This window comes from Streptoverticillium olivoreticuli subsp. olivoreticuli (genome assembly GCF_003391135.1).
Classification (GTDB): domain Bacteria; phylum Actinomycetota; class Actinomycetes; order Streptomycetales; family Streptomycetaceae; genus Streptomyces; species Streptomyces blastmyceticus.
This window is the reverse complement of record NZ_CP031455.1, coordinates 2,150,829-2,176,108: the sequence shown is the minus strand read 5'-3', so window position 1 is coordinate 2,176,108 and position 25,280 is coordinate 2,150,829. Positions and strand designations below refer to the sequence as shown.

General features: G+C 72.5%; 21 protein-coding genes. 12 read left to right on the top strand and 9 right to left on the bottom strand.

Annotated elements, in window-relative coordinates:
• The first annotated feature begins 57 nt into the window (after positions 1-57).
• Both DXZ73_RS40555 and DXZ73_RS09095 read left to right on the top strand, forming a co-directional pair.
• The gene (locus tag DXZ73_RS40555; protein WP_425315906.1) at positions 58-819 is read left to right on the top strand and encodes a thioesterase domain-containing protein; all 762 of its coding nucleotides are present in this window, start codon (positions 58-60) and stop codon (positions 817-819) included.
• A 110-nt stretch (positions 820-929) separates the two neighbouring features.
• Positions 930-1,775: an SAM-dependent methyltransferase gene (locus DXZ73_RS09095; RefSeq protein WP_116210512.1), complete on the top strand. Its 846-nt coding sequence runs from the start codon at positions 930-932 to the stop codon at positions 1,773-1,775.
• A gap of 57 nt (positions 1,776-1,832) precedes the next feature.
• On the opposite strand, the gene DXZ73_RS09090 is transcribed toward DXZ73_RS09095, so the two are convergent.
• Entirely contained in the window at positions 1,833-2,156 is a 324-nt protein-coding gene (locus DXZ73_RS09090; RefSeq protein WP_116210511.1) for a nuclear transport factor 2 family protein, read from the bottom strand.
• A 74-nt stretch (positions 2,157-2,230) separates the two neighbouring features.
• Between DXZ73_RS09090 and DXZ73_RS38010 the strand changes: the two genes are divergently transcribed.
• Complete coding sequence (locus tag DXZ73_RS38010; RefSeq protein WP_162890125.1) at positions 2,231-2,380, top strand: hypothetical protein; 150 nt, start codon at positions 2,231-2,233, stop codon at positions 2,378-2,380.
• A gap of 25 nt (positions 2,381-2,405) precedes the next feature.
• Here the strand turns inward: DXZ73_RS38010 and DXZ73_RS09085 are convergent, their stop codons facing one another.
• Entirely contained in the window at positions 2,406-3,116 is a 711-nt protein-coding gene (locus DXZ73_RS09085; protein ID WP_116210510.1) for a TVP38/TMEM64 family protein, read from the bottom strand.
• A gap of 430 nt (positions 3,117-3,546) precedes the next feature.
• Here DXZ73_RS09085 and DXZ73_RS09080 point away from each other — a divergent pair, with 430 nt between their 5' ends.
• Both DXZ73_RS09080 and DXZ73_RS09075 read left to right on the top strand, forming a co-directional pair.
• Positions 3,547-4,671 carry a GTP-binding protein gene (locus DXZ73_RS09080; protein ID WP_116210509.1) on the top strand — a complete coding sequence of 375 codons (1,125 nt, stop codon included), beginning with the start codon at positions 3,547-3,549 and terminating at the stop codon, positions 4,669-4,671.
• 78 nt (positions 4,672-4,749) lie between these two features.
• Positions 4,750-5,595 (top strand): spermidine synthase, encoded by an 846-nt coding sequence (locus DXZ73_RS09075; RefSeq protein ID WP_116210508.1) that lies wholly within the window; start codon positions 4,750-4,752, stop codon positions 5,593-5,595.
• A gap of 21 nt (positions 5,596-5,616) precedes the next feature.
• Here DXZ73_RS09075 and DXZ73_RS09070 read toward each other — a convergent pair whose 3' ends face one another.
• Positions 5,617-6,639 (bottom strand): hypothetical protein, encoded by a 1,023-nt coding sequence (locus tag DXZ73_RS09070; RefSeq protein ID WP_116210507.1) that lies wholly within the window; start codon positions 6,637-6,639, stop codon positions 5,617-5,619.
• Positions 6,640-6,722: 83 nt separating this feature from the next.
• On the opposite strand from DXZ73_RS09070, the gene DXZ73_RS09065 reads away from it, so the two are divergent.
• Entirely contained in the window at positions 6,723-7,175 is a 453-nt protein-coding gene (locus DXZ73_RS09065; RefSeq protein WP_116210506.1) for a DUF4442 domain-containing protein, read from the top strand.
• A 49-nt stretch (positions 7,176-7,224) separates the two neighbouring features.
• Here DXZ73_RS09065 and DXZ73_RS09060 read toward each other — a convergent pair whose 3' ends face one another.
• The gene (locus DXZ73_RS09060; RefSeq protein WP_240351275.1) at positions 7,225-10,611 is read right to left on the bottom strand and encodes a BTAD domain-containing putative transcriptional regulator; all 3,387 of its coding nucleotides are present in this window, start codon (positions 10,609-10,611) and stop codon (positions 7,225-7,227) included.
• Between the two features lie 355 nt (positions 10,612-10,966).
• On the opposite strand from DXZ73_RS09060, the gene DXZ73_RS09055 reads away from it, so the two are divergent.
• The 6 genes from DXZ73_RS09055 to DXZ73_RS09030 all read left to right on the top strand — a co-directional run bounded on the left by DXZ73_RS09055 (position 10,967) and on the right by DXZ73_RS09030 (position 18,668).
• On the top strand, positions 10,967-13,117 hold the full coding sequence (locus DXZ73_RS09055; protein ID WP_162890124.1) for a BTAD domain-containing putative transcriptional regulator: 2,151 nt from the start codon (positions 10,967-10,969) through the stop codon (positions 13,115-13,117).
• A gap of 189 nt (positions 13,118-13,306) precedes the next feature.
• Complete coding sequence (locus DXZ73_RS09050; RefSeq protein WP_116210503.1) at positions 13,307-14,710, top strand: aspartate aminotransferase family protein; 1,404 nt, start codon at positions 13,307-13,309, stop codon at positions 14,708-14,710.
• A 63-nt stretch (positions 14,711-14,773) separates the two neighbouring features.
• The gene (locus tag DXZ73_RS09045; protein ID WP_116210502.1) at positions 14,774-15,418 is read left to right on the top strand and encodes a nitroreductase family protein; all 645 of its coding nucleotides are present in this window, start codon (positions 14,774-14,776) and stop codon (positions 15,416-15,418) included.
• 52 nt (positions 15,419-15,470) lie between these two features.
• Entirely contained in the window at positions 15,471-16,475 is a 1,005-nt protein-coding gene (locus DXZ73_RS09040) for an aldo/keto reductase (protein WP_116210501.1), read from the top strand.
• A gap of 39 nt (positions 16,476-16,514) precedes the next feature.
• Positions 16,515-17,654: an acyl-CoA dehydrogenase family protein gene (locus tag DXZ73_RS09035; protein WP_116210500.1), complete on the top strand. Its 1,140-nt coding sequence runs from the start codon at positions 16,515-16,517 to the stop codon at positions 17,652-17,654.
• 54 nt (positions 17,655-17,708) lie between these two features.
• A complete protein-coding gene (locus DXZ73_RS09030; protein ID WP_116210499.1) occupies positions 17,709-18,668 on the top strand; it encodes a 3-oxoacyl-ACP synthase III family protein in 960 nt (319 codons plus the stop codon).
• A 60-nt stretch (positions 18,669-18,728) separates the two neighbouring features.
• Here DXZ73_RS09030 and argJ read toward each other — a convergent pair whose 3' ends face one another.
• The 5 genes from argJ to DXZ73_RS09005 all read right to left on the bottom strand — a co-directional run bounded on the left by argJ (position 18,729) and on the right by DXZ73_RS09005 (position 25,266).
• Positions 18,729-19,910, bottom strand: a complete 1,182-nt coding sequence (gene argJ / locus DXZ73_RS09025) for a bifunctional glutamate N-acetyltransferase/amino-acid acetyltransferase ArgJ (RefSeq protein WP_116210498.1) — start codon at positions 19,908-19,910, stop codon at positions 18,729-18,731.
• Positions 19,911-20,023: 113 nt separating this feature from the next.
• A complete protein-coding gene (gene cs1, locus DXZ73_RS09020) occupies positions 20,024-20,998 on the bottom strand; it encodes a clavaminate synthase Cs1 (protein WP_116210497.1) in 975 nt (324 codons plus the stop codon).
• On the bottom strand, positions 20,995-21,945 hold the full coding sequence (gene speB, locus DXZ73_RS09015; protein WP_116210496.1) for an agmatinase: 951 nt from the start codon (positions 21,943-21,945) through the stop codon (positions 20,995-20,997). The genes cs1 and speB overlap by 4 nt, the downstream gene beginning before the upstream one ends.
• Positions 21,946-22,015: 70 nt before the next feature.
• Positions 22,016-23,548 carry an asparagine synthase-related protein gene (locus tag DXZ73_RS09010; protein WP_116215506.1) on the bottom strand — a complete coding sequence of 511 codons (1,533 nt, stop codon included), beginning with the start codon at positions 23,546-23,548 and terminating at the stop codon, positions 22,016-22,018.
• Positions 23,548-25,266: a thiamine pyrophosphate-binding protein gene (locus DXZ73_RS09005; protein ID WP_116210495.1), complete on the bottom strand. Its 1,719-nt coding sequence runs from the start codon at positions 25,264-25,266 to the stop codon at positions 23,548-23,550. The genes DXZ73_RS09010 and DXZ73_RS09005 overlap by 1 nt, the downstream gene beginning before the upstream one ends.
• Positions 25,267-25,280 lie beyond the last annotated feature (14 nt).

Below are 25,280 nucleotides of genomic sequence, written 5' to 3'. Positions count from 1 at the left end.
GGCCTGTTCCGGCAGGCGCTCGCGGACGGGGAGTCGGTCGCCGGCACCCAACTGCTCATGGCCGCCTCGCGGCTGCGGCCGTCGTTCCGCACGGCTGCGGAGCTGGAGAACCCGCCGAAGCTGGTGCGGCTCTCCAAGGGGAATACGGGACCGCAGCTGATCTGCTTCCCGTCCCTCGTCGCCATCTCCGGTCCACGCGAATACGCGCGCTTCGCCGCGAGCTTCCGGGGGCGCCGGGACGTCACCGTCCTGCCCGAACCCGGATTCGTCAAGGGCGAATACCTCCCCGCGAATATCGACGCCATCGTGGAAATGCAGGCGGAGGCCGTACTGCGGTGCTCCGGCGACAAGCCCTTTGCCCTCGTGGGCCGTTCGTCGGGCGGCTGGATCGCACACGCCGTGGCGCAGCGGCTGGAGCAGCGGGGAATAGCGACGGCCGCCGTCGTATTGCTGGACACCTATCTGCCGCGTGGTGAAGCGCTGCCTTGGATCCAGACGACGCTCACGGGCAAGATGTTCGAGCGGGAGAAGATGTTCGGCGCGGTGGACGAGGCCAGGCTGACCGCGATGGGCGCCTACATGCGCCTGTTCATGGACTGGCATCCCACGCCGATCGCCGCCCCGGTGCTGTCCGTCGAGGCCACGGAGTCGTTCCCGACTTCCGCGGAAGGCGGTTCGGCGGCAAGCGCGCCGGAATCGTCGGCATGGGGTCCGGCTCATGCAGCCGTGAATGTCCCCGGCGACCACTTCACGATGATGGAGGATCACGCGGCCTTGGCGGCGGAAGCCGTTCAGCAATGGCTGACCGACCGGAATTAACAATTCCGTTAGCAGGAGGCCCAGTTGGCCGGGCCTCCTGCTAGGCTCGTGATCACCGAAATGCGTTGTTCATTTCGCAGCAATATTCGCTGTAACGGTGGGAGAAAGACATGACGACGACCGATTCCGCTGGTGTGACCGCTCAGGTCGGCGCCTTCTACGACCAGTTGGCCGGTCTCTTCGACGCGGCGCTCTACGGCCCGAACGTCCACGTCGGTTACTGGGAGAGCCTCGAGGACACCACCGGTCTCGCGGACGCCGCCGACCGCCTGACCGACATGCTGATAAAGCGGCTCGGCGTCGGCCCCGGCGACCGGGTGCTCGACATCGGCTGCGGCGTCGGCGGCCCCGCCGTCCGCCTCGCCGCCACCACGGGCGCCGAGGTCGTCGGCATCAACGTCAGCCGCAAGCAGGTGGAGAAGGCGACCGAGCTCGCTGAGTCCGCCGGGGTGAGCGACAAGGTGTCGTTCCAGCACGGCGACGCGATGGCCCTGCCGTTCGAGGACGCCTCCTTCGACGCCGTGTGGCTCGTGGAGTCCGTCATGCAGATGCCCGACCGCGCCACGGCCCTGGCCGAGGCGGCGCGCGTCCTGCGCCCGGGCGGCCGCCTGACGCTGACGGACAACTTCGAGCGGGAGCCGATCACCGAGGAGCGGCGCCCCGTCATCGAGAAGATCCTCAAGACCTACCTCACGCAGTCGGCCGCGAGCCTCGAGGCCTACCCCGCGCTGCTCCGCGAGGCCGGGCTGCGCTGCACGGAGATCCTCGACGTCAGCGAGCAGACCACCAAGCAGTCCGCCAAGCGCCTGACCGAGCACGCCATGAAGAACCTGGCGCAGCTGGAGGCCAAGGCGGGCGCCGAGATGATCGCCAAGCTCAAGCCGGCCGACGGCGAGAGCATGGAGATGCCCGAGCTGGGCTACCTCATCGCGACCGCGCGGCGCGTGCAGGGCTGACCCTCCGCGGTGACCCAAGGGTGCGGGACGGGCCGACCGGCCCGCCCCGCACCCGTGTCACGCCTGCCCGGTCTCGAAGCGGCTGACCTTGCCGCCGCCGTCGACCGTGAAATGCCACCGCGTGCGCATCGCGCCCCAGGTGTCGTTGCTGTAGCGGGCGACGAGCGAGCGCCCGCCGTCCGACTCGGACTCGATGTCCATGTGCCCGTGCGAGGAGAAGATCTCCTTGTCGGCCCACTGGGCGAGATCCCGGTCCGACCCGTCGTCGGACATGGTGGCCCCGGGCGTCAGCGCGGCCCGGAACGCCGCGACGTCATTGGTGTTGATGGCGTTCACCAGGGCCCGTACGGCAGGATCGGACAGGTCGTCGGTGGGGATCACGGGTCTGCTCCTCGCGGGTGCGCCTGATGTGCGGGCGTGTCCAGGACAGCATTCCCGGGTGGTGAACGCCCGTTGTGTTCCCCCGTCCGCGCACCGCCCGATACCACGTGGAGACCGGCACCAGCTCGGGCAGCAGCGAGGTGGGCGTGCGCAAGGACGAGTCCGCCGACGCGAAGCTGTCGGTCCGCACCAGCTCCGGCAACGTGAAGATCGACGCGAGCTGACGGCCCCGCGCGGCCGGCGGTCGGGTCACGTGCGGGACGCCCGCAGCGCCCGCCCCTTCCTGCGCCACGCCACGACCACCGCCGCGAGCCCGGTGACGGCGATGAACGCCGTCGCGCCGAGGAACGCCGGTGACGTCGGGGAGGACGCGTGGCTGCCGGCGACGACGTACGCGGCCGTGTTCGGCAGGCTGCCGAGCCCGGTCGCCAGCAGGAATGGCGCCCAGCCCATCCGGGAGACCGCGGCGCAGTAGTTCGCGGCCGCGAACGGCACCCCGGGAAACAGGCGGATCGCCAGCATCGACCGGAAGCCGTGCCGGCTCAGCTGCCGGTCCGCCGCCGTCAGCCACCGGCCGCGCAGCAGCGGCCGCAGCGCGTCCTGCCCCAGCAGCCGGCCCAGCCCGAAGGAGAGACCCGACCCCAGCACCGTGCCCACCACGGCGGCCGCCGTCCCGACCGGGCCGCCGAAGAGCGCGCCCGCCGCGAGGTTGAGGATCGGGCGCGGCACGAACGCCGCCGTGCACAGCCCGTACGCACCCGCGAACAGCACCACGGCCGCACCGCCGGACGTGTGCGGCGGCCAGCCGTCGGCGAGCAGCCGCTCCGGCCGGAACGCCAGCACGGCCGCCGCGGCACCGGCGAGCAGCGCGACGAGCAGCCCCAGGCGGAACCACGGGGACAGCAGCGCACGGGCGCGGCGTCCTGCGGGACCGGGGGAGGGCGGGGCGGATTCGAGCATCGCTGGAGCGTAACCGACCTGTGGGTAAAGCCGCTGTGATCACGGTGAGACGGTGCAGAACGCGCACATTCGGTCGTCGCCCGTTCGCCCGCCGGACACCGGGCCCGGAGCGATACGGGCAAATCGCCGCCCGGCCTCGCACACCCGCGGGGAGCACCAACACCCGTACAAGGGAAAACCATTCGACGCCCCGCACCCCGTGCGCGAGCATCGACAGCGTGTGCCGGCATGCCCACCCCCTGCCGACGCCCGCCCCCGCGGGCGCGCCGGAGGCTGCCGCCCGCCCCCGCCGGGCCGCGGACCCACTCGGCCACGACCTCAGGCGACGCCGACTCTCCCCGGATCGCTCCGCGGACCCCGAAGGGGAGGGTCGGCCCGGCCCTCGGGGTCCGCGCGAAGGCACGCACCACAGCACCCGGGGAAAGGAACCATGCCCAAGCAGGCATACGTGCGCACCAAGCCGCACCTGAACATCGCGACCATGGGACACACCGGCCATGGGAAGACCACGCTCACCACCGCCATCACCCGACTGCTCGGCGCCCGCCCCGCGCACCACGGCCCCGGCGCACCGCACGTCACCCACGTCGCCTACGAGACCGGCACCCGCCACTACGCCCACGCGGACCTGCCCGGCCGCGCCGACCGCGTCAAGCACATGATCGCCGCGGCCGCCGGGCTCGACGGGGCGATCCTCGTCGTCTCCGCGCTCGACGGCGTCGGACCGCAGACCGCCGAGCACCTCCTGCTCGCCCGCCAATGCGGAGTGCGGCACCTGGTCGTCGCCCTCGCCAAGGCGGACGCCGGCGGCCCGGAGATCACCGAACTCGTCGAACTCGACGTCCGCGCGCTTCTCACCGCGCACGGCTACGACGGGAACCGGACGCCCATCGTCCGCGTCTCCGCGCTGCGCGCCCTGGACGGAGATCCCCGCTGGACGGGGACGATCGAGGCGCTGCTCGACGCCGTCGACACCTATCTGCCCACGCCGGTGCGCCGCACGGACGGGCCTCTCCTGCTGCCCGTGGAGCGGGTGTTCACCCTCGCCGGACGGGGCACGGCCGTCGCCGGGGCCATCGAGCGCGGCACCGTCCGCCCCGGCGCGGCCGTCGACGTCGTCGGCCGCCCGGCGCGGCCCCGCGCCGCCCGCGTCACCGGCCTGGAGACCTTCGGGGAACCCATGGCCGCCGCGCGGGCCGGCGACAGCGTCGCGCTGCTCCTGCACGGGGTGGAGCGCCACGAGGTGCACCGCGGCGATGTCGTCGCCGCGCCCGGCAGCGTCCTGCCCCGTCGGCGCGTCCACGCCCGCGTGCGGCTGCTGCCGCCGGACGACGGCGGCCGCCCCCGGCCCCTGGCCACCGGCCGTCGGGTGCAGCTCCACTTCCGTACGGCCGACGTCCCCGGCACGGTCGACCTCGGACCGCACGGCTCCGCCCCGCCCGGCCGTCCGCTCACCCTCACGCTCACCCTGGACCGGGCCGCCCCGCTCGAACCGGGCCTTCCCGTCGTCCTCCGCGAATCCGGCCGCACGGTCGGTGTGGGCCGGGTCCTGTAGGCCGGACCCCGGAAGTGCCGCAGACCGGCGATCACGCGCGGGTCCGGGGGCGGAGCCCCGGCACCTCACAATGGGGGAGTGGACGAACCCATACCCGTGACCCAGGACGTCGACTGCGGCACCGCCAAACTGCTGCCCGACGTCGACCGCCGCCGAGCCTGGCTGCTCACCGTCGACGGCTCACCCCAGTCGTACGTGGACCTGGACGACCCGACCCACCTCGAATTCGAGTACACCCAGCGCATCGCCCACGTCCTGGACGCCGCCGCGGAACCCGGCCGCGCCCTGGACGTGCTGCACCTCGGCGGCGGAGCCCTCACCCTGCCCCGCTATGTCGCGGCCACCCGCCCCGGCTCCCGGCAGCGCGTCGCCGAGGCCGACCGCGGCCTCCTCGCCCTGGTCGCCGAACACCTCCCGCTGCGCGAGGGCTCCGGCGTCGACGTACGGGCCACCGACGCCCGTACGGAACTGGAGGCCGCGCCCGACGCCTCCGCGGACGTGATCGTCGCCGATGTCTTCGGCGGCTCCCGGGTGCCGGCCCACCTCACCTCGGTGGAGTTCGCGCGCTCGGCCGCCCGGGTGCTGCGCCGCGACGGCAGCTACGCCGCCAATCTCGCCGACGGCGCCCCCTTCACCTTCCTCCGGTCCCAGGTGGCGACCTTCCAGGAGGTCTTCGCGCACCTGTGCCTGATCGTCGAGCCCTCGGTGCTGCGGGGGCGGCGCTTCGGCAACGCCGTGCTCGTCGCCTCGCACACCGAACTCCCGGTGGCCGCCCTCGCCCGCCGTACCGCCGCCGACGCCTTCCCGGCGCGCGTGGAGCACGGGGAGGCGCTGGCGCGGTTCGCGGCGGGCGCGGCCGTGGTGGCGGACGCGGACGCCGTGGGCTCGCCGGAGCCGCCGGGCGGGGCGTTCAGCGTGGGCTGAGCGCCCCGGCGGCCGGCCTGCTCAGGAGCTCTTGAGCGGGCGCAGCGAGCTCATGATCTTCTTGACGGTGTCGTCCGGCAGCTCGCCGTCGACGCCCTTGTCCGCGTAGAGCACCCACGTCGCCAGGTCGCCGTTGGTGTCCTTGTACGTCACCGTGAAGGACTTGCCGTCGGACGAGCACTTCTCGGTCTTGGTCACCCCGGTCACCGTGGCGGAGGACGAGTAGCCGGTGAGGCCGTGGTCGCTCTTGAAGGGCTTGGCGTCGGTGCTGTCGAGCTTGCCGGTCTGCTTCTGGTCGTAGCCCGCGATCAGCCAGTTCTCGGCCTCGATCTTGGCGGCGCTCTCCTCGCTCTTCGCGCCCTGCGCGCCCTTGGTGCCGACCGCGGCCGACTGGGTGTTCTTCCCGCACACCCCCTGCTTGTAGTAGGCGGGGGAGCTCATGGTGATCAGGGGCTTGCCCTTGTCGTCCGAGAAGCCGACCGACATGCCGGGGCTGTCGACCGACCATTCCGCGGGGACGTCGTAGGCGATGTGCCGCTTGCTGCTGACGACCACCTTCCAGCCGTCGACGACCGGCTTGACGTCGTCGCCACCGCCGCGCGGGTTGTCCACGGGCGCGTCCGTGGAGCCGGAGGAGGGGGCCGGCGAGGACGGCGCGAGAGACGGGGCCGACGTGGGGTCCTTCTTGGCCACGGTCTCCTTGCCGTCGTCCTTCATGACGACGACGCCCGTGATCACGGCGGCGGCGACCACGGCCACCGCGGCGGTGATCGCGATGATCGTGGTGCGCCTGCTCCTGTCCTTCGGCGGCTGCGGGCCGCCGGGACCGGCCGGTCCGGTCCACTGCGGCGCGGTCTGCGCGGGCGCCCCCATGGGCGGGCCCGCCGGGGCGGGCTGCTGGTACGGGTTCGGCTGCGAAGGGCCGGGCTGTCCGTACCCCGGCTGCTGGTACGGGTTGGGCTGCTGTCGGTACCCCGGCTGCTGGTACGGATTCTGGTCCTGCGGGTTCTGCTCGCCCCCGGGCGGCTGCTGTCCTGGCCACATGGCGGATAACCATAGAGGGAGCCGGGGACCCGGGTGACGGGAGCCCCTTCCCGCCATTGCTACTGACTGGTAACTTCTGCGGTATGTCTGAGACCCAGCCCTCGATCGGCGACATGCTCGTGGCCACGGTGCCCATGGCCCGTACGCTCAACCTCGTCTTCGAGGAGACCACCGCGCAGCGTGCCGTCGTCCGCCTGCCCGACCAGCCCGACTACCACAACCACGTCGGAGGCCCGCACGCCGGCGCGATGTTCACCCTCGCCGAGTCCGCGAGCGGCGCCATCGTCCTCGCCGCCTTCGGCGACCAGCTCTCCCGCGCCGTGCCCTTGGCCGTGCGCGCCGAGATCGGCTACAAGAAGCTCGCCAAGGGCCCCGTCACCGCCACCGCCGAACTGGGCCGCCCGGCGGCCGAGGTCGTCGCGGAACTGGACGCGGGCGAGCGCCCGGAGTTCCCCGTCCGCGTCGCGATCACCCGCGAGGACGGCGCGGTGACCGGCGAGATGACCGTGGTCTGGACGCTGCGCCCGAATTCGTAGCATCCGGCCCGGGAAGCGGAAGATCTGCCGGCCGCGGCCGCCTGCCCCGTCACACGGCCTCCGCGGCGCCGCGCCCCAGGAGGTCGTGGAGGAGCCGGGTGGCGGGCAGGGAAGCGTGCAGATAGACGTGTTCCCGGTGCCGCTCCACGGCGGCGAGCAGGGTGCGGAAGGTCGTCCGCGCCTCCTCGGTCCGGCCGGCGTGGTGCTGGGCCTGGCCGAGCAGGCCCAGGTGGAGCGGGTGGCGGATGTGCGCATTGCAGCCGCGTAATCCGGTCAGCGAGGCGTGCATCAGGGACAGTCCGTCGTCCGCACGCCCGGAGTGGGCCAGGCCCCACCCTTCGAGCAGACCGAGCATGGCCTTCCAGTAGAGCAGCCCGTGTTCGCCCGCCAGGCGGGCGCCCCCGGAGCCGGAGGAACGCGCCGTGGCCGCGTCGCCCTCCCAGGCGGCCACGACCGCGTCCGCATAGAGGGCGAAGCACCGGTCGGAGGGCCTGCTTTCGAACCCGGTCAGGTGCAGCAGCTCGCGGCGGCGCGTCCCCGCGGTCCGCCGGTCGCCCATGAGCCAGTGGGTGAAGGCGGCATAGGAACGGCACGAGACGCGCGGGTCGTGCCGGAAGGTACGGGCCGGCGAATGGCCCTCCAGGGCGAAGCGGTCCGCCGTCTCGATGCCCTGTTCCAATTTGGCGAGCGCTTGTGGCAGTTGGCCGCGGACGTGCAGCACGATCCCCTCGCCGTAGGCCGCGCCGAGCAGCGCCACGGGCTCGCCGGTCCGTCGCGCGATCTCCCGCAGCCGGCCGGAGAAGCGGCGCGAGGCGTCGTAGCGGCCGGTGACCAGGGACGCCGCGCACAGGGCCCAGAGCGCCGACGGGTCCTCCGGGGCGTGGGCGGCCGCATCGAGGGTCCGCCCGTGCGCGAGCTGCGACTCGGCCTCGGGGTGGCCGTGGCCACGGGTGGTGGCCAGCACCTGGCCGAGCTGGATGTGCAGTTGCCGCTCCAGCCGCACGGCCGACGGATCGTCGGAAGGCAGCAGGCCGACCAGGTGCACCGCCCTGCGCAGCCAGGTCTCCACCTCCTCGTACGCCCAGTGCCGCTCGGCGTGTTCGGCCGCGCGCAGCAGCCGGGGGAGCGCCCGCGCGGCGGGAATCACGCACTGGGCGTGCCAGGTGTGATGGGCGACCCGCTCGATCTCCTCGTTCTCCACCCCCAGGGGCCTGCGGGCGCACAGCGCCTCGGAGACGGCGGCGTGCATGCGGTGCCGCTCCTCGTGCGCGAGTTCGTCGATGAGCGTCTCCCGGACCAGGGCGTGGGCGAAGTGGAGCCGTCCGGGGTGGTGCGGGTCCTCGTCGAGCAGCCCGGCGCCGATCGCCGCCTCCAGCGCGGCGGCGACGGGTTCGTCATCGGCCGCGGTGCGGCGCAGCAGGTCGGTGTCGACCTCGGTGCCGATGACGGCGCACAGCCGCAGCACCCGGAGCACCGGCTCGGGCAGCGCGGCGAACCGCTGGTGCAGCACCTCGCGCACGCCGGCCGGAACGCGGGTCAGGAGCACGTCCACCGCGTCGGGGCGGTGCAGGCCGCGGGCGTCGTCGAAGAGGGAGAGCAACTGCGTGACGAAGTACGGGTTTCCCTCGCTGCGCCGGTGCAGCACGTCGACCACTTCCGGGTTCACACCCGGCCCGGCCTGCGCCCCGACCAGGGCGGCGACGGCCTGCCGGGAGAGGCCGCCGAGCCGCAGGGTCTCGGTCCTGGGGCCGCGCAGGACCTCGGAGAGCGTCCGGCGCAGCGTGGGGTCGGACTCGGCCTCGAACTCGCGGGCGGTCAGCACGATCCCGAGCGGATGGCCCTGGCGGCGGATGCCCAGGAGTCCGAGCAGTTCCAGCGAGGCGGCGTCGGCCCAGTGCAGATCCTCCAGCAGCAGCACCAGCGGGCTCCGCCCGGCCAGGGCGAGCAGGACCTCGCAGACCGCGTCGTGCCTGAGGAACCGGGCCCGGCCCCGGTCGGAAGCGGGGCCCGGCCCCTCGGGCACGGCCGAGCGCTCGGGCAGCAGCGGGGCGAGCAGGGTGCCGAAGGGTTCCACCGCGTGGCGGAAGTCGTCCGGGCGGGTGGCCGAGAGCCGGCGCAGGATCTGGGTCCACAGCCAGTAGGGCGGGACGCCCTCGCCGGGGAAGCAGTGGCCCCAGACCACCTCGAGGCCGGTGCCGTCCCGGCCCGTGACGGCGGCTTCCAGCCGCGGGGCGAGTTCGAGGAGCAGCCGGGTCTTGCCGACGCCCGCCGGGCCGAGGACGCCGGCCACGTGTCCGTGACCGATGAGCGCGCTCGCCGCCGCGGTCGTCAGGCGGCGCAGTTCCCGGCCGCGGCCGGTGAACGGCGAGGGAGCGGCCGGCCGTTCGGACGTCGCACCGGCCGACGTCACTTCCGCGTCCTCGGTGGCCCGCCCCGGCCCGCTCGACCGCTGTATCCCGTCGGCCTCCCGGTCCACCTCGGCCTCGCCGGACCCACGCGTCCCCGGACCGTGGTCCGCGCGCCCACCGGCCGCCCCGGCGTCGTCGTCCCCGCCGTGCTCCCCCGATTCCCCGGCCTGCTCCGGCTCACCGTCCGGGTGCCCGGCGGGTCCGCCCGCCTCCGGTTCCCGGCGCAGGATGGCGGTCCTGATCCGGCGGAGTTCGGCGGCGGTGTCCACGCCGAACCGCTCGACCAGGTGGCCGCGGGTCCGTTCGTACACCTCCAGCGCCTCGGCCTGCCTCCCGAGCCGGGACAGCGCGGTCATCAAGTGGCCGACGAGGCGCTCGCGCGCGGGATGGCGGCGAACCTCCGCTTCCAGTTCCGTGGCCACCTCCTGGGCCGCCCCGAGGGCGAGGCGGGCCTCCGCGCGCGACTCCAGCGCGGTGAGCCGGACCTGTTCCAGCCGTGTGCTCTCGTCGTACAGCGCCGGATGGTTGTCGAACTCCGCGTAGGGCGTGCCGTGCCACAGCGTCAGCGCCGCGGTGAGCCGGTCGTGCGCGGCGAGCGGGTCGCCGCGTTCCAGCAGCCGCCGCCCGTCGGTCACCAGGCGTTCGAAGCGGCAGAAGTCGATGTGCTCGGGATCGAGTTCCAGGACGTAGCCGGGCGCCCGGTGGCGCAGCACCGGGGGGTGGCCCGGAGCGGCCGCCGGGTGCAGGGCGCGCCGCAGCCGGGAGAGATGGCTCTGGAGGCTGACGACGGCCTGGCGCGGCGGCCGTTCGCCCCAGAGTTCCTCGACGAGCAGCTCCGTGGGCACGACGCGGCCCAGACGTATCAACAGCAGGGCGAGCAGGGCGCGTTGGCGTGGCGGGCCGAGCGGGAGGTCGCGTCCGTCGTGGTGCACCGACATGGGGCCCAGAACGCGCAGCAGTGGTCCGGTCCGGTCGGCGGTCCGTGACGCGGCCGTGGTGGTCGGGCTCGGAGCCGGTGGTACGGGCATGTCGGTCCCTGTCGTTCTGGCACCTGCGACGGTGCTCGAAAGGCGGTCGGTGCCGCGCGGCGGACCGAGACGATCCGGATAGTTGCACAGGGTTTGGCGCATTCAAAGGCCCTGTTCAGTCGCCTGCAAGCGAACGTCAAGCAATCCACAAGGATTTTTCGGCACGGGCGGCGGGAAACCGCCTTTCCGCCACCGGCGAGGAATCGTTCGTCAGCGCCGGACCAGCTCACGGCAAGGGCGGTGACGCACGATGTCCGGCATCGGGGGAGCGCCGCCGGACGGAGGGAATCGTGTGCGGGCTATGGCTCAAGAATTCGCCGCCAGGGCCCAGGGCCCGAACGGGGAAGGAGAAAGAATGAGAAGGTCGGCCCGCTCCGGTCAACTCACCATGGAAAAACCGCATCGGATCCGCACATCGGCCGCCGGTGCCGCCCCCGCCGCGATATCCGCCTTCGGCAGAATGACCGTGCGGCTGCCCCAAGGGTCGCTGGAGCTGGGGCCGCCGCGGCGGCGCGCCGTGCTCGCGCTGCTGCTCATCAACGCCGGCAAGGTCGTGTCGACCTCGTCGATGATCCGGAGCATCTGGGAGACCGGGCCGCCCGATCACGCCGTCGCCACCCTGCAGTCGTACGTCTCCCGGTTGCGCAGGCTGATCGCCGCCCAACCGCTCTACGGCGGGGCGGCACTCCGGCTGGAATACCGCTCGCCGGGGTACGTGCTCGACGCGGCCCCGGACCACGTCGACGTCATGAGATTCGAGCAGACCGTGGGGCGGGGGCTCGTCGCCCAGCGCCGCGGCGAGCCGTCCGAGACCTTCGCGCTGCTGTCCGAGGCGCTGCGCCTGTGGGCCGCGCCGCCCTTCGAGGATCTCGCCGGCTACGAATTCGCGGACCAGGAGGCGGTACGGCTGGACCACCTCCGGCTGACCGCGGTGGAGACGCGCGCCGAAGCGGCCTTCGCCCTGGGCCGCAGCGAGGAAGTCCTGCCCGAGCTCGAAAGCGAGGCGACCCGCCATCCGATGCGCGAGCGGCTGGTGTCCCAGCTGATGCGCGCCCAGTACCGCGACGGCCGACAGGCCGACGCGCTGCGCCAGTTCGAGCACACCCGGCAGTACCTCGCGGATGAGCTCGGCGCGGACGTCGGCCCGGAGCTGCGGCGGGTCCACGAGGAGATCCTCCGTCACGACCCCTCGCTCGCCTCCACGTCCTTCCACCACGCGTCCGGGTCACCGTTCGTGACCGCGCGCCCCGCCCCCACCGAGGAGCCGCTCGCCGCTGCCGGGCCGTGCGGCACGCCGGAACAGCGGGCGGGCGGCGATTCCGCGGCGTTCGCCGGGCGGCGGAGCGAGTTGCGGCGATTGCTGGCCGCCGTGGAGGCGGGCCACCGCGGCGAAGGACGCACCGTGCTGGTCGCCGGGGAGGCCGGTGCGGGCAAGACCAGGCTCGTCCAGGAATTCGGGCGCCTGTGCCAGGAGGCCGGCACCGACGTCGTCACCGTCCACTGTCCGCCGTGCGACGACATGCCTCCCTACTGGCCGTGGACGCAGGGGCTGCGCAGGGCGGCGGCCCGCCGGCCGGACGCGGTCGAGGCCCTGCCGGAGAGCGTCCGGCACGTGCTGGCCTCCCTCGTGCCCGAGCTGGACCGGGACCGGAGGGCGGGCGACCGTCCGCTGCCGTCCGGGCCGGGCCGGTTCGAGTTCCACGACGCCTTGAGCCAGGCCCTGCTGGGGCTCTCCCGCCGACCGCTGGTGCTGGTGCTGGAGGACTTCCAGTGGGCCGACACCGCCTCGCTCTCCCTGCTGTCCTTCCTCACCCGCCAGTCGGCCGAATCGCGGTTCCTGCTCGTCGTCACGTCACGGACCTTCCGTATCGCCGACGACCCAGGTCACCGGGCGGCGCGGGCGGCGGTGCTCCAGTCGCTCAACGCCGAGGAGATACAACTCGGCGCACTCGCCCCGCAGCACACCGGGCAGATCGTCACGGCCGCCCGCGGCCATGACGTCGGCCCGGACCTGTGCGCCGCGCTCCACGAGCGCTCCGGAGGCAATCCGTACTTCCTGCTCGGCCTGGTGGAGGCGCTCCCGGACGGGGCGACGGCCGAGGACGTGCGCGACCTGGTGCCGACGGTGACACAGGAGGTGATCATCGAGCGGCTGTCCGGGCTTCCGGCGGACATCCTCGCGGTGCTCAACGTATGCGCCGTGCTCGGCCCGGACCGTGTCCACGGCGCGGTGGAGGACGTGGGGTCCGGCGACTGGAAGTCGTCCGACGCCGCCCGCAGGGCCGTGCGCGGCGGCCTGCTCGCGGTGGACGAGAGCGCTCCGGAGCGCATCGACTTCGTGCATCCGCTCGTACGGGACGTCGTGCGCCGGGAGCTGGCACCCGCGGAACTGAACCGCCGCACCGTCTGCTCGTTCGTGGCCGACGCCATGGATCTCGACAGGATGCGCGAGGTGACGCACGGGCGGGCGCACCACGGCTCCCTGCGGGCGGTGGCGTCGCCGTGAGCGCTCGACCCGCCTTGCGGGCCGCTTGACGTTCCGCTCGTGTTCCGTGTCAGCGGAACACAACGCCCGGCTGTAAAACTGCCTGCGATCCGGGAGCCGTTCGTCGCGACCGGGTGCACTCCCCCCGGTGGGGTCTTCCTCCCGCAGGTGTCAACGCGTCGAAGGACCATCCGCAAAGGAGCTTGCCTCATGCCCAATTCCCCGGCGGCATCGATTCCCGGTCCGGAGATTCCCGCTTCGGGGATTCCCGCTTCGGAGAGGACCGCACAGTGGGTCCGGGCCGACCGTGACCGGCTGATGCATCCCAATCTGCCGGACAGCCGCACGGAACGCACCGTCATGGTCGAGGGCCGCGGGTGCTATGTCCGCGACAGTTCGGGGAGGAAATACCTGGACGCCGCGGCAGTGCTCGGGATGATGCAGGTGGGTCACGGCCGGAGCGAGATCGTGGAGGCCGCCACCGCCCAGATGTCCTCCCTGGAGTGCTTCCACATCTGGGAGACCATGAGCAACGACAAGGCGATCGAGCTGGCCGTACGGCTGACCGATCTCGCACCGCCCGGCCTGGAGCGCGCGTACTTCACCAGCGGCGGGGCCGAGGGCAACGAGATCGCCCTGCGCATGGCGCGCTACTTCCACTACCGCAGGGAACAGCCCGAACGGACGTGGATCCTGTCGCGGAAGACGGCCTACCACGGCATCGGCTATGGCAGCGGCAGCGTTTCGGGGCTGCCGGTGTACCACCAGGGCTTCGGTCCCGTCATGCCGGACGTGCATCACCTGACGGCTCCCGACCCGTATCACTCCGAGGCGTACGGCGGCGAGGACGTCACCGAATTCTGCCTGCGGGAACTGCGGGAGACCATCGAGCGCATCGGGCCGGAGCGGATAGCGGCGATGATCGGCGAGCCGGTCATGAGCGTCGGCGGCGCGGTGATACCGCCGCCCGACTACTGGCCGCGGGTCGCGGAGCTGCTGCGGTCCCACGGCATCCTGCTGATCTTCGACGAGGTGGTGACGGGTTACGGCCGGACCGGGCGCTGGTTCGCCGCCGAACACTTCGGGGTGACCCCGGACATCATGGTCACCGCGAAGGGCATCACCTCCGGCTACGTCCCGCACGGCGCGGTGCTCGTCACCGATGAGGTGGCGGCCACGGTGACCGGTGCCACCGGCTTCCCCATCGGGTTCACCTACACCGGGCACCCCACCGCCTGCGCGGTCGCGCTCGCCAATCTGGACATCATCGAGGGGGAGAACCTGCTGGAGAACGCGGCGAAGACCGGCGGGTATCTCGCCGACCGGCTGGCGCCGCTCCGCGACCTGCCCGTCGTGGGAGACATCCGCCAGATCGGCCTGATGCTGGGCGTCGAGCTCGTCGCGGACAGGACGGCCCGGACGCAACTGCCCACCGGGGCGGCCCCGGTGGCCCAGGCCCTCCGGGAGGACGAGGGCATCATCGTGCGCGGCAACCCGCGGTCCCTTCTGATCAACCCCCCACTGGTGATGGACCGCGGCGAGGCGGACGAACTGGCCGACGGGCTGTTCTCGGTCCTCGAACGTGTCGGGCCCGACGGCACGGTCCGGCCCTAGCACCGCACCCGGCACCCGGCACCCCGTTCCCCGAGCCGCCCGAGAACACCGAAGGACCGCCTCATGTCGCTTTTGGACCTCACCCCGGACGAACTGCTGACGACCACCCGCTCCGTGCGCAAGAGGCTGGACCTGACCCGCCCGGTGCCGCTGGAACTCGTCAAGGAATGCATCCGCGTCGCCTTGCAGGCCCCGTCCGGGAGCAACCGGCAGACCTGGCACTGGATCGTCGTGACCGACGCGGAGCAGCGGGCCGCGATCGGCCGGTACTACCAGCGCGCCGTGCGGGCGTATCTGGAGTCCGAGGGGTCGTGCGCGTCGCTCTACCCGGACGACCCCGAGCGCCATGCGGTGCAGAAGCGCGTGGGCAGCAGCGTCGCCCACCTCGGCGACCGGATGGGCGATGTGCCCGTCCTCGTCATCCCCTGCCTGGACGTGAGCGCGGCCCCCGAGTACAACGAGGCCGGCAAGTGGGCGTCGGTCATCCCGGCCGCCTGGAGCTACATGCTCGCCGCCCGGGCACGCCGGCTGGGGACCGCCTGGACCACCCTGCACCTGATGTACGAGAAGGAGATCGCCGAACTGCTGGGCCTGCCCGAGGGCATCGTCCAGGCGGCGCTGATCCCGACGGCGTTCTCCCTCGGCACGGACTTCAAGCCCGCCGTGCGCCAGCCGCTCGAACAGGTCCTGCACATCGACTCGTGGTGAGACCCGGCTGTTCACGCAACGACGGCCGCCCGCGCGCATGAGGAGCAGACAGATGACGACCGACGACCCACCCCTGCCGACCCGCAGACTCGGCGAACTACAGGTACCCGCCCAGGGATTGGGCTGCTTGAGCATGACCTCCTTCTACGCGCGGTCCGACCCCGCCGAGGCCGTCGCCACCGTGCATCGGGCGATCGACCGGGGTGTCACCCTGCTGGACACTGCGGACGTCCAGGGACTCGGCGAGGGGGAGCGGCTGCTCGGGAAGGCCGTCGCGGGCCGGCGGGACCGGGTGCTGATCTCCACGAAGGTCGGCCTGGAGCGCGACCACAGCGGGGAGTTCCTCGGGGTCCGCGGCGACCGGGCCTACATCCGGGAGCGCTGCCACGGTTCGCTGCGCCGCCTCGGCGTCGACCACCTCGACCTGTACGTCAAGCACTGGGCGGCCCCCGGGGAGCGGATCGAAGAGGCGGTCGGCGCCCTGGCGGAACTCGTCGCCGAGGGCAAGGTGCGGCACCTGTGCCTGTCCGAGGTCTCCGCCGACACCATCCGCCGGGCCCACGCGGTGCATCCCGTCACCGCCGTGCAGAGCGAGTGGTCCCTGTGGAGCCGGGGCATCGAGGAGCAGGTCGTGGCCACGTGCCGGGAACTGGGCATCGGCATCATCGCCTCGTGCCCCCTCGGGCGCGGCTTCCTGACCGGCCGGATCGGCTCGACCGCCGACCTCGGCCCCGCGGAGGACTTCCGGCACACGCTCCCGCGGTTCTCCGGAACCGGCCTCCCGCGCAATCTGGCGGTCGTCGAGGCGCTGCGGCCACTGGCCGCGAAGCGCGGCATCACCGTCGCACAGCTCGCACTGGCCTGGCTGCACCACCAGGGCGACGACGTCGTGCCCATCCCGGGCACCGCCCGCCGCGACCACCTGGAGGAGAACCTCGCCGCCGCCCGGGTCGGACTCTCCCCCGAGGAGCGGGCGGCCGTGGAGGCCGCGGTCCCGGCCGCGGCCGTGCACGGCGACCGCTACCCGCCCTTCCTGATGCGGCTCGTCGACAACTGAAGCCGCACCCCGCCTACTCATGGAGGTACGTGAAAGAGCATGAAATTCCTGCAACTTGACCACGATGCCTGCGAAAAGCTCCTGCCCGGCCTCGCCGGCCGCCTCGCCGACGTGCCGTTCGACCGGCTGGAGTCCCCGGAGAGCCCCGCGATCCAGCTGTTCCGGGACCACGGCGGCACCAACCTCCTGGTGCCCCGCGCCTTCGGCGGCATCGGCGCCTCCGCCCTCGAAGCCGTCAGGGTCATCCGCGCGCTGGCATCGCTCGCCCCCTCACTGGCGGTGGCGACCGCGATGCACCACTTCTCGGTCGGCATGCTCTACTCCGTCGGCCCGCTCTACGAAAGCACCACCGGCATCCGCGCGTCCGTGCTCGACGTCCTGGCGAAGAACCGCTCGCTCATCGCCTCGGGCTTCGCGGAGGGCCGCTCCGGCCGCGGCATCCTCAGTCCGACGGTCCAGGCTCGGGAAGCGCCCGGTGGCTACCTCGTCACCGGCTCCAAGAAGCCCTGCAGTCTTTCGCGTTCGATGGACCTCCTCACCGCCAGCGTCGCGGTGCGCGGGGACGACGGCGCCACCGAGATGGGCCTGCTGGTGCTCCCCGCCGACAGACCGGGAATCTCCGTCCACGACTTCTGGTCGACCTTCCCGCTGGTCGCCGCGGAGAGCGACGAGGTCCGCCTCGACGACGTCTTCGTCGAGTCGGAGCACATTCTGCGGACCCCGCCGAACGCGGCCGAGAAGCTGGACGAGCTCAACGAGGCCGGCGTGATCTGGTTCCAGATGATCATCGCCGCCTCGTACACCGGCGTCGCCAGCGCACTGGTCGACCTGGTGCTGCGCAACGGGCGCGGGTCGGCGGCGGAGCGCGCGCAGCTCTGCCTCCTCGTCGAGACGGCGGCGTTCCTCGTGGAGGGGGTCGCCCGCAGGATCATGGACGGCGACCTCGGCAACGACTGCGCCGCGGCCTCCCTGTTCACCCGGTTCTCCGTGCAGGACATCATCACCAGGACCGTCGGCCAGGCAGTGGAGATGCTGGGCGGTATGGCGTACATAGCCTCCCCGAAGATCGCCTACCTGGCGTCCGCCGCGCAGGCCATCGTCTTCCACCCCCCGTCGCGGACGAGCATGAGCGAGGCGGTCGACGACTACTACGCCGGAAAGCCTCTGTTCTTCTCCTAGCCCGGGCCCCGGGCCGCATCCGACAAGAAGGCACGCACAGAGGTGGAGTGAGTCATGGTGGGAATAGTCGATTTCGAGATCTCGCTGCCGTCGTCGCGGATCACCGTCCGGCAGATGGCCGCGAAGTCCGGCCTGCCGGAGGAGGAGGTGCGAGCGGTCACCGGCTGCGACGGCATCCCCGTGCTCGGAGCCGGCGAGCGGGAGTGGGAGCTCGCCCTGCGGGCCGCCCGGACGGTGATGGAACGGACCCAGGTCCCGCCGTCGGCCGTCCGGACCGTGATCTATGCCGGCTCGGGCGAGTGGGACACCCCGTTCTGGTCCCCGGCGGCCAAGGTGGCCCACGAACTCGGGATCGAGCGGGCGTTCTGCTTCGAGCTGGCGAACTACTGCAACTCCGTGACGGCCGCGGTGCAGATCGCGTGCGACAAGACCGCGTCGAGGCCCGACGAGTACGCGCTCGTGCTGATCGGTGACCGGGTCAGCACGATGCTGGACTACGGTGAGCCCGGGGCCAAGGAGCTGTTCAACAACGGGGACGCGGGAGGCGCGCTCCTGCTGTCGGCGTCCGGCCGGGTGGCCGGGTTCCTGGGCGCTGAGATGCGCACCGACCCGAGCTGGTCCGACTACTACACGGGCGTCCGCGAGGGCGAGCGGATCGCCGTCCGGCGCCACGGCAGCCGCGACGGCCTGGGCGACGCCTACATCGAGAACTTCGCCGGGCTCACCACGGACCTGCTCGCCTCGATCGGCAGGGACATCACCGATGTCGCCTACATGCTGGTCACCCATGGCGACCGGCGGATCCACGAACGGCTGCTGCGGGAGCTGGGCCTGCCCGAGGCCAAGAGCGTCTTCAACTACCACCGGTTGGGGCACATGGGCAACGCGGACACCCTGATCGCGATGCAGGACCTGATCACCGGCAAGAGCCTCGGGCGCGGTGACCTCGTCCTGCACGCCACCAGCGCCCTGGGCTTCAGCTGGGGGGTCATGGCCATGGAGTACACCGGCTGACCGGCCGGCCGCGGCGGGCCGGCGGGACGTGCCGCGCCCGCCGGTCCGCCGAGCCTGTGCTCAGGTCGAGTAGTCGGCGTTGATCCGGACGTACCCTTCCGTCAGGTCGCAGCCGTACACGGTGAAGGCGCCGTCCGCGATGCCGAGATCGATGCCGATGACCACCTCGCTGCCCCGCATCCGCTCGGCGACGGCGGCGCGCACCGCGTCCTCGTCCTGGGTGCCGTGCCGGCCGGGCGGGTAGACGGCCACGTCGCCGAAGCGGATGACGACCTTGTCCTGGTCGATGTCGGTGTCGTCGGAGCACTTGCCGATCGCCATGGCCACCCGGCCCCAGTTGGGGTCGCCGCCGTGCACCGCGGTCTTCACCAGGGGCGAGTTGACGACGGCCTTGCCCACACGTTTGGCCTGCGCGGTGTCACGCGCCCCGCCCACGTGCACCTCGATGAGCCTGCCCGCGCCCTCGCCGTCACCGGCGATGTCCTTCACGAGTTTCAGCGCCACCTCGTGCAGGGCCTCCTCGAACTCCGCGGGGTCCACGGGGCCGGCCAGCCCGTTGGCGAACAGCGCCGCCGTGTCGCTCGTGGAGGTGTCCGTGTCGATGCTGACCGCGTTGAAGGTACGGTCCATGACCCGGCGGAAGATCCGGTCCTGCTCCTCGGGGTCCAGCCGGGCGTCCGTGGCGAAGAAGGTCAGCAGCGTGGCCATGTCGGGCTCCAGCATGCCGACCCCCTTGGCGATGCCGGTGATCACCGCCCGGCCGACCCGCGCGCAGGCCACCTTGGGCCGGGTGTCCGTGGTCATGATGGCCCGTGCCGCCCGGTCGAAGCCGCCGTCGGGGAACGGCGGGGACAGGGTCTTGATGTGGTCCCGGATCCGCTCCATCGGATACTGACGGCCGATCACACCCGTGGAGGCGATGAGCAGTTCGTCCTCGGGCAGGCCCACCGCCTGTGCCACCGAGGCGCGTACTTCACGCGCGTTGTCCTCGCCCTCCGCGCCGGTGGCGACGTTGGCGTTGCGGGCGAGCACCACGACTCCCCGGGCCGTGCGGTCGGCGGCCGCCGCGCGGCTCAGCGTCACGCTGGGGCCGACGAAGCGGGAGCGGGTGAAGACCGCGCTCACCACGGCCGGCGCGGTGGAGATCAGTACGGTGAAGTCGTCCCGCCCGTCGTCCGCCAGCCCGGCCGGCGCGGTGTGCACCGCGAATCCCCGCGGCTCATGGACTGTGCCACCCGTCATGAATATCCACTCCTCCGTATAAAGATGCTGGCTTTCAGCTTGGCAGACGGCCCGCCGGACGCGCCAGTGGGCCGCCTCCCGGCGGCCCACCGGCCTCTGTGCCGATCAGCGGGTCAGCGGCGCGGCACGAAGTCCACGACGTCCCCGGCCCGTTCCCCTCCGGACAGCTGCCCGTTGCGGTCGGTACGGATGTAGACGCGGTGCAGCCACCGGTCCTTGCCGTCCCACCGCGGTGCGAAGGGGGTGCGGGCGTGGGTGGTGCGGAAGTTGTCCACGATCAGGATGTCGCCGGGAACGAGGCGTACCGCCTCGCGCACCTCGTCGAGCGCCTTCGACAGCACGGCGACGGCTTCGACGTCGGCTGCCTCCCGCGGGGCGAGCAGCTCGCGGTCGTACCCGAGGAACGGGTCCCGCGGGTCGCCGTAGAGCGGCTTGACGTCGGCGATGGCCCCGGGGTCCTCGACGCCGCCGCGGAAGGCGACGTCCACGCAGCAGGGCACGGGCCGGTCGAAGAGGTGCGCGCGGACGTCGTCGGGTATGAGGGGCAGCGCCTTGCGGATCGAGCCCACGAGGGTGGCCGCCTTGCGCTCGTGGTCCGCCCGGGAGCAGGCGAGCATCACGTAGTTCGGCTGCCGCACGTGGTACGCCATCTCCGTGTGGAACTCCAGCAGGGTCTCGGAGGTCTCGGAGGAGAGGTGATGGGCACCGGGTGAGGGGTAGACGTCGTGGTAGACGGTGGCGGAGCGCAGTTCGCGGTAGCCGGTGTGCAGGCCCAGACGGCGGCCGACGATCGCGAGCATGGCCTCCTGGTTCAGCAGCGGGCGGTCCACCGGCGCGGGCGTGCTGTCGGGGGTGGGCGGCAGGGCGCCGTCCTCCTCCACCGGCAGGCCGCGCAGCAGCAGGTACCCGTTGTCGTTGCCGTGGGCGTTGAACTCGTCCAGCGCCGTCGCCAGGGGCTCGGGCAGCGCCGCGGCGGCGGCGTGTGCCGCGTCGAGGAAGCCGTACAGGTCCTCGCGGGGAACCCTGGGCAATCGCGCGGCCAGCGTGAGCAGTTCCGCGGAGTGTTCCGAGCAGTGCAGCACGGTCACGAGGAATTCCTTTCTCGGGTGTGTGCGCGGGCGTACTGGTACAGGAGCTCGGCGCCGATCTCGGTGGCCAGGACGGCGGTGATGCCGCCGTGGTCGTAGAGCGGCGAGACCTCCATGACGTCGAAGCCCACCGGACGCAGATCGCCGATGCCGCGCAGCAGGGCGAGCACCTCGCGCGAGGTGGGGCCGCCCGGGGCGGGGGTGCCGGTGCCCGGCGCGAACGCCGGGTCGACGACGTCGATGTCCACCGACACATAGACCGGCGCGTCGCCGACGAGGTCCCGCACCAGCGCACCGGTGGCCGCGGGGCCGAGCTCGCAGAACGCGTCGGAGGTGACGATCCGCACCCCGTGCCCGCGGGCGTAGTCCAGCGAGTCGGGCCGCGGGTTGTGGCCCCGGATCCCGATCTGCACCATGCGCCGCGGATCGACGAGCTTCTCGTCGATGGCGTGCCGGAACGGTGTGCCGTGGTGGTATTCGCCGCCGTAGAAGGCGGGGTTGGTGTCGGAGTGCGCGTCCAGGTGCAGGACGGCGACCGGCCCGTGCTTGGCCGCGACGGCGCGCAGGGCGGCCAGCGTCAGCGAGTGATCGCCGCCGATCATGAGGAAGGCGGCGTTGTCGGCGAGCAGGCCGCTCAGCCGCTCCTGCGCGGTGTCCATCGCGATGTGCATGTTGAACGGGGTCAGGTCGATGTCCCCGGCGTCGACGCAGTCGATCAGGTCGAAGGTGCCGGGCCCGCGGTCGATGCCCACGCCGTGGATGAGCCCGGACTCGTTCCGTACGGCTCGCGGGCCGAAGCGCGCGCCGGGCCGGTAGCTGGTGCCGCCGTCGTAGGGGGCGCCGATGACGACGACGTCCTTGCCCCGCGGCGACGGGTCGTGCGGAAGGCGCATGAACGTGGGGATCTGCGCGTAGCGGGGCGAGACGGTGGTGTCGATGCGTTCCACTGGGTGCTCCCTCCTCAATGTGCGGGCCGACGGTCGGCGACGGGCCGTCTCACGGCGGTCGTGGCCGGCGTCATCGCGGGACCGGCCGGGCGCCGGACATCAGCCGGTCGGTGACCAGCTCCACCACCGTGCCGGTGGCCACCTCGTCCGGATGCCGGCCCTCGACGACGACCTGGTCGAACAGCTCCTGGACGACCAGTTGCTTGGCGCGGCGCACCCGGTCCCGCGGGACACCGGCGTCGGTGAGCAGCCGGGTGAAGGACGAGGTGGTGCCCGACCCCTCGTGCACGCCGAGCTTGGGGCGGACGACGACCTCGTGCGGCAGGACGTCGCCCATGGCGGCGCGCAGGACCCACTTGTCCTGCCCGTAGCGGCGCTTCAGCCCGGCCTCCAGCGACACCAGGAGGTCGAGGACGTCGCGGTCCCAGTAGGGGTGGGTGGACCAGTGGCCGCCGATCCCGGAGAGGGCCGGCGTCATCTCGTTCAGCCCGTCGAAGGTGTCCATGTCCCGGCAGACGGCCGTGTCCAGCTCCGGCAGCCGGTCCTCGCGGTGCATGCCGCCGAGCGGGATGTCCGCCCCGTAGCCGGTGAGGATGCGCCGGCCCTGCTCTCCCAGCCGCAGGTACAGCGCGGTCAGCGGCAGCAGGTACTCGACGATGTCCGCGTCGAGGCACTCGGCCGCCCGGACCGTGTGGGGGAGCCGGCGCAGCAGGTCGGCGGTGGGGATGGTGATCTCCCGGTGCGCGGAGCCGATGTGCCCGGCGACGACACGCGCCTGCGGGAACTCGTCGGCCTCGTCGGTGCCCATCGAGACGGTGTCGATGGGCCCGGCCGACCGGCGGGCGGCCAGCGCCGCGACGGTGGAGGAGTCGATGCCGCCGGAGAGCACCACCAGGGGGATGTCCGCGCCCGTACGGACCCGCACCGCGTGTTCCACGGCGTGGCGGACGGACTCGACCGCCTCCTCCTCCCGCATGATCCGGCGGGCCAGCGGTGGTGCCCAGGTGCGGTGGGTGACGCAGTTCCCGGTGGCCACCTCGATGTCGAGCACCGTGCCGGCCGGGACCTGGTGGGTGCCGGGCAGCCGGCGGACCGGCCGGGCGGCGAGCGGCCGCCCGGCGGGGGCGGTCCGCAGCGCCTTCGCCTCCGTCGCCGCCAGCACCCGGCCGGGGGCGGCGGAGGCGTAGAGGGGCACCGAGCCCGCGTGATCGGTGGCGAGCACCGCTCGCCCGGGGGCCGCGACCAGCGCGGCGAACCGCCCGTTGAGCAGCCGGAAGGCGTGCGCGTCATAGGTGTCGAAGAGGGCGAGGACGAGAGCGGCGTCGGTGTCCGGCAGGGCGTGCCCGGCGGGCAGCAGCCGGAGCAGCTCGTCCTGGTTGTACAGCTCTCCGGCGAGCACCAGCGTCCTGCCCCGGGCGCGGGCGTGGGCCCCGTCCGGCGCCCCGGAGTGCAGGACGACGGTGCGCAGGCTCTGGTCGGCCGTCCGTTCCTTCAGCTCGGCCCGGGAGCCGAGGGAGGCGAAGACCGCGTCGAGGGGCCGGCCGCCGTCCTGGCGGACCTCGGCGAGGAAGCCGACGGCGGCGGGAAGCGTCGGCGCCATGATCAGATGCTCAGGGCGCCGAAGCCGCCGGCCTGGAAGTCGTAGTTCACCGGCACCTCGATCAGGAACGGCCGTCCGAGGCCGGCGCCCTTGCGGAGGGCGGACAGGAGCTCTTCGCGGGAGGAGGCCTTGACGGCCTCGACGCCATTGGCCTGCGCCAGGGCGACGAAGTCGACACCGGTGAACTTCACCGCGGGGTCGTGGCTGCGGTGGTGTCCCATGTTCTGGTAGAGCTCGATCAGGCCGTTGGTGTCGTTGTTGACGACGACGGTGACGATGGGCAGGTTGAGCCGGGCGATGGTCTCCAGGTCGGAGCTGTTGGAGTGGAAGCCGCCGTCTCCCGCGATGAGGAAGGTCGGCTGTCCCGGGCGGGCCAGCTGCGCGCCTATCGCGGCGGGGATGCCGTAGCCGAAGCTGGAGCAGCCGGCCGAGGTGAGGAAGCCGTACGGCTGGTCGGCACGGGCGAAGAGCACGCCGTAGTGGCGGAAGAAGCCGATGTCGGAGACGATCGTGCCCTCGCCGTCCTCGGCGGTCTCCTCCATCACCGTGTTCATGGAGTCCATGACCTGGTGCACCCGCATGCCGTCGTCGTAGGACGTGGGGTCGGCCAGGAACTCGGCGATCCGCTCCCGCAGCGGCGTGATGTCGTGCGGGGTCTTCGCGGCGAGGCCGGCGGTCGCCGCGTCGAGGTGCTCCACGAAGGCCAGCACGTCGGTGACGACGTCGACGTCCGGGCGGTAGACCCGCGGGATCGGGTTGGCGGTCGGCGAGATCCGGACCGTCGTCTTCTCCCCGCCGTGCCGCCACATGGAGGGCCGCAGGTCCTCGGCGTAGTCGTAGCCGACGGTGAGGATGACGTCCGCCGGACCGAACAGGGTCTCCAGGGCGGGGAAGGACAGGATGCCGTCCATGTAGCCGGTGACCGCGCCGTAGTTCAGCTCGTGCCCGTGCGGCAGCACGCCCTTGGCGATGTACGTGGTGATGACCGGGATGTTCAGCCGCTCGGCCAGCGCGCGGATCGCGGGCACCGCCCCGGAGCGGATCGCGGCCGCGCCGACGACCAGCACGGGGTGCTGCGCCGAGGCGACCAGCTCCGCGGCCCTGCCCGCCGCCTCCTGCCAGCCGTCCTCGACCGCGCCGATGGGCTTGGCCGGGGTCCTGGCCCCGGGGTGCTCCAGCGAGGTGTCGATCTCGCTGCCGAGGAGGTCGACGGGCAGGGAGATGAAGCTGGGCCCGACCGGCTCGGTCATCGCCGCGGAGACGGCCGAGTCCACCAGGTCGGTGATGTCGTCGGGGCGCTGGAGCTCCACCGCGTACTTGGTCATCGGCCGCATGACCGCCGCCGAGTCCAGGCACTGGTGGGTGTCGTTGGGGAAGATGTCGTGCGACTCGGACTGGGCGGCGAGCGCGATCACCGGCGACCGGTCGAGGACGGAGGTGGCGACGCCCGTGGACAGATTGGTCATGCCGGGGCCCAGCGTGGCCCAGCACGCCTGCGGCCGGCCGCTGATGCGGGCCAGCACGTCGGCCGCGACACCGGCGGTGAACTCGTGCCGGGTCAGGACGAAGTCGATGCCGTCCACCTCGTCGAAGAGGATCGACGCGGCCTCACGGCCGACCACCCCGAACACGGTGCGCACCCCGTGGTCGTGGAGGCGCCGCAACAGCGCGTGGGCGGTGGTCGGGTTCGTGCTCTTGCCGGTGGTGGAGACACGGGACATGGCTGCTCCTCTGC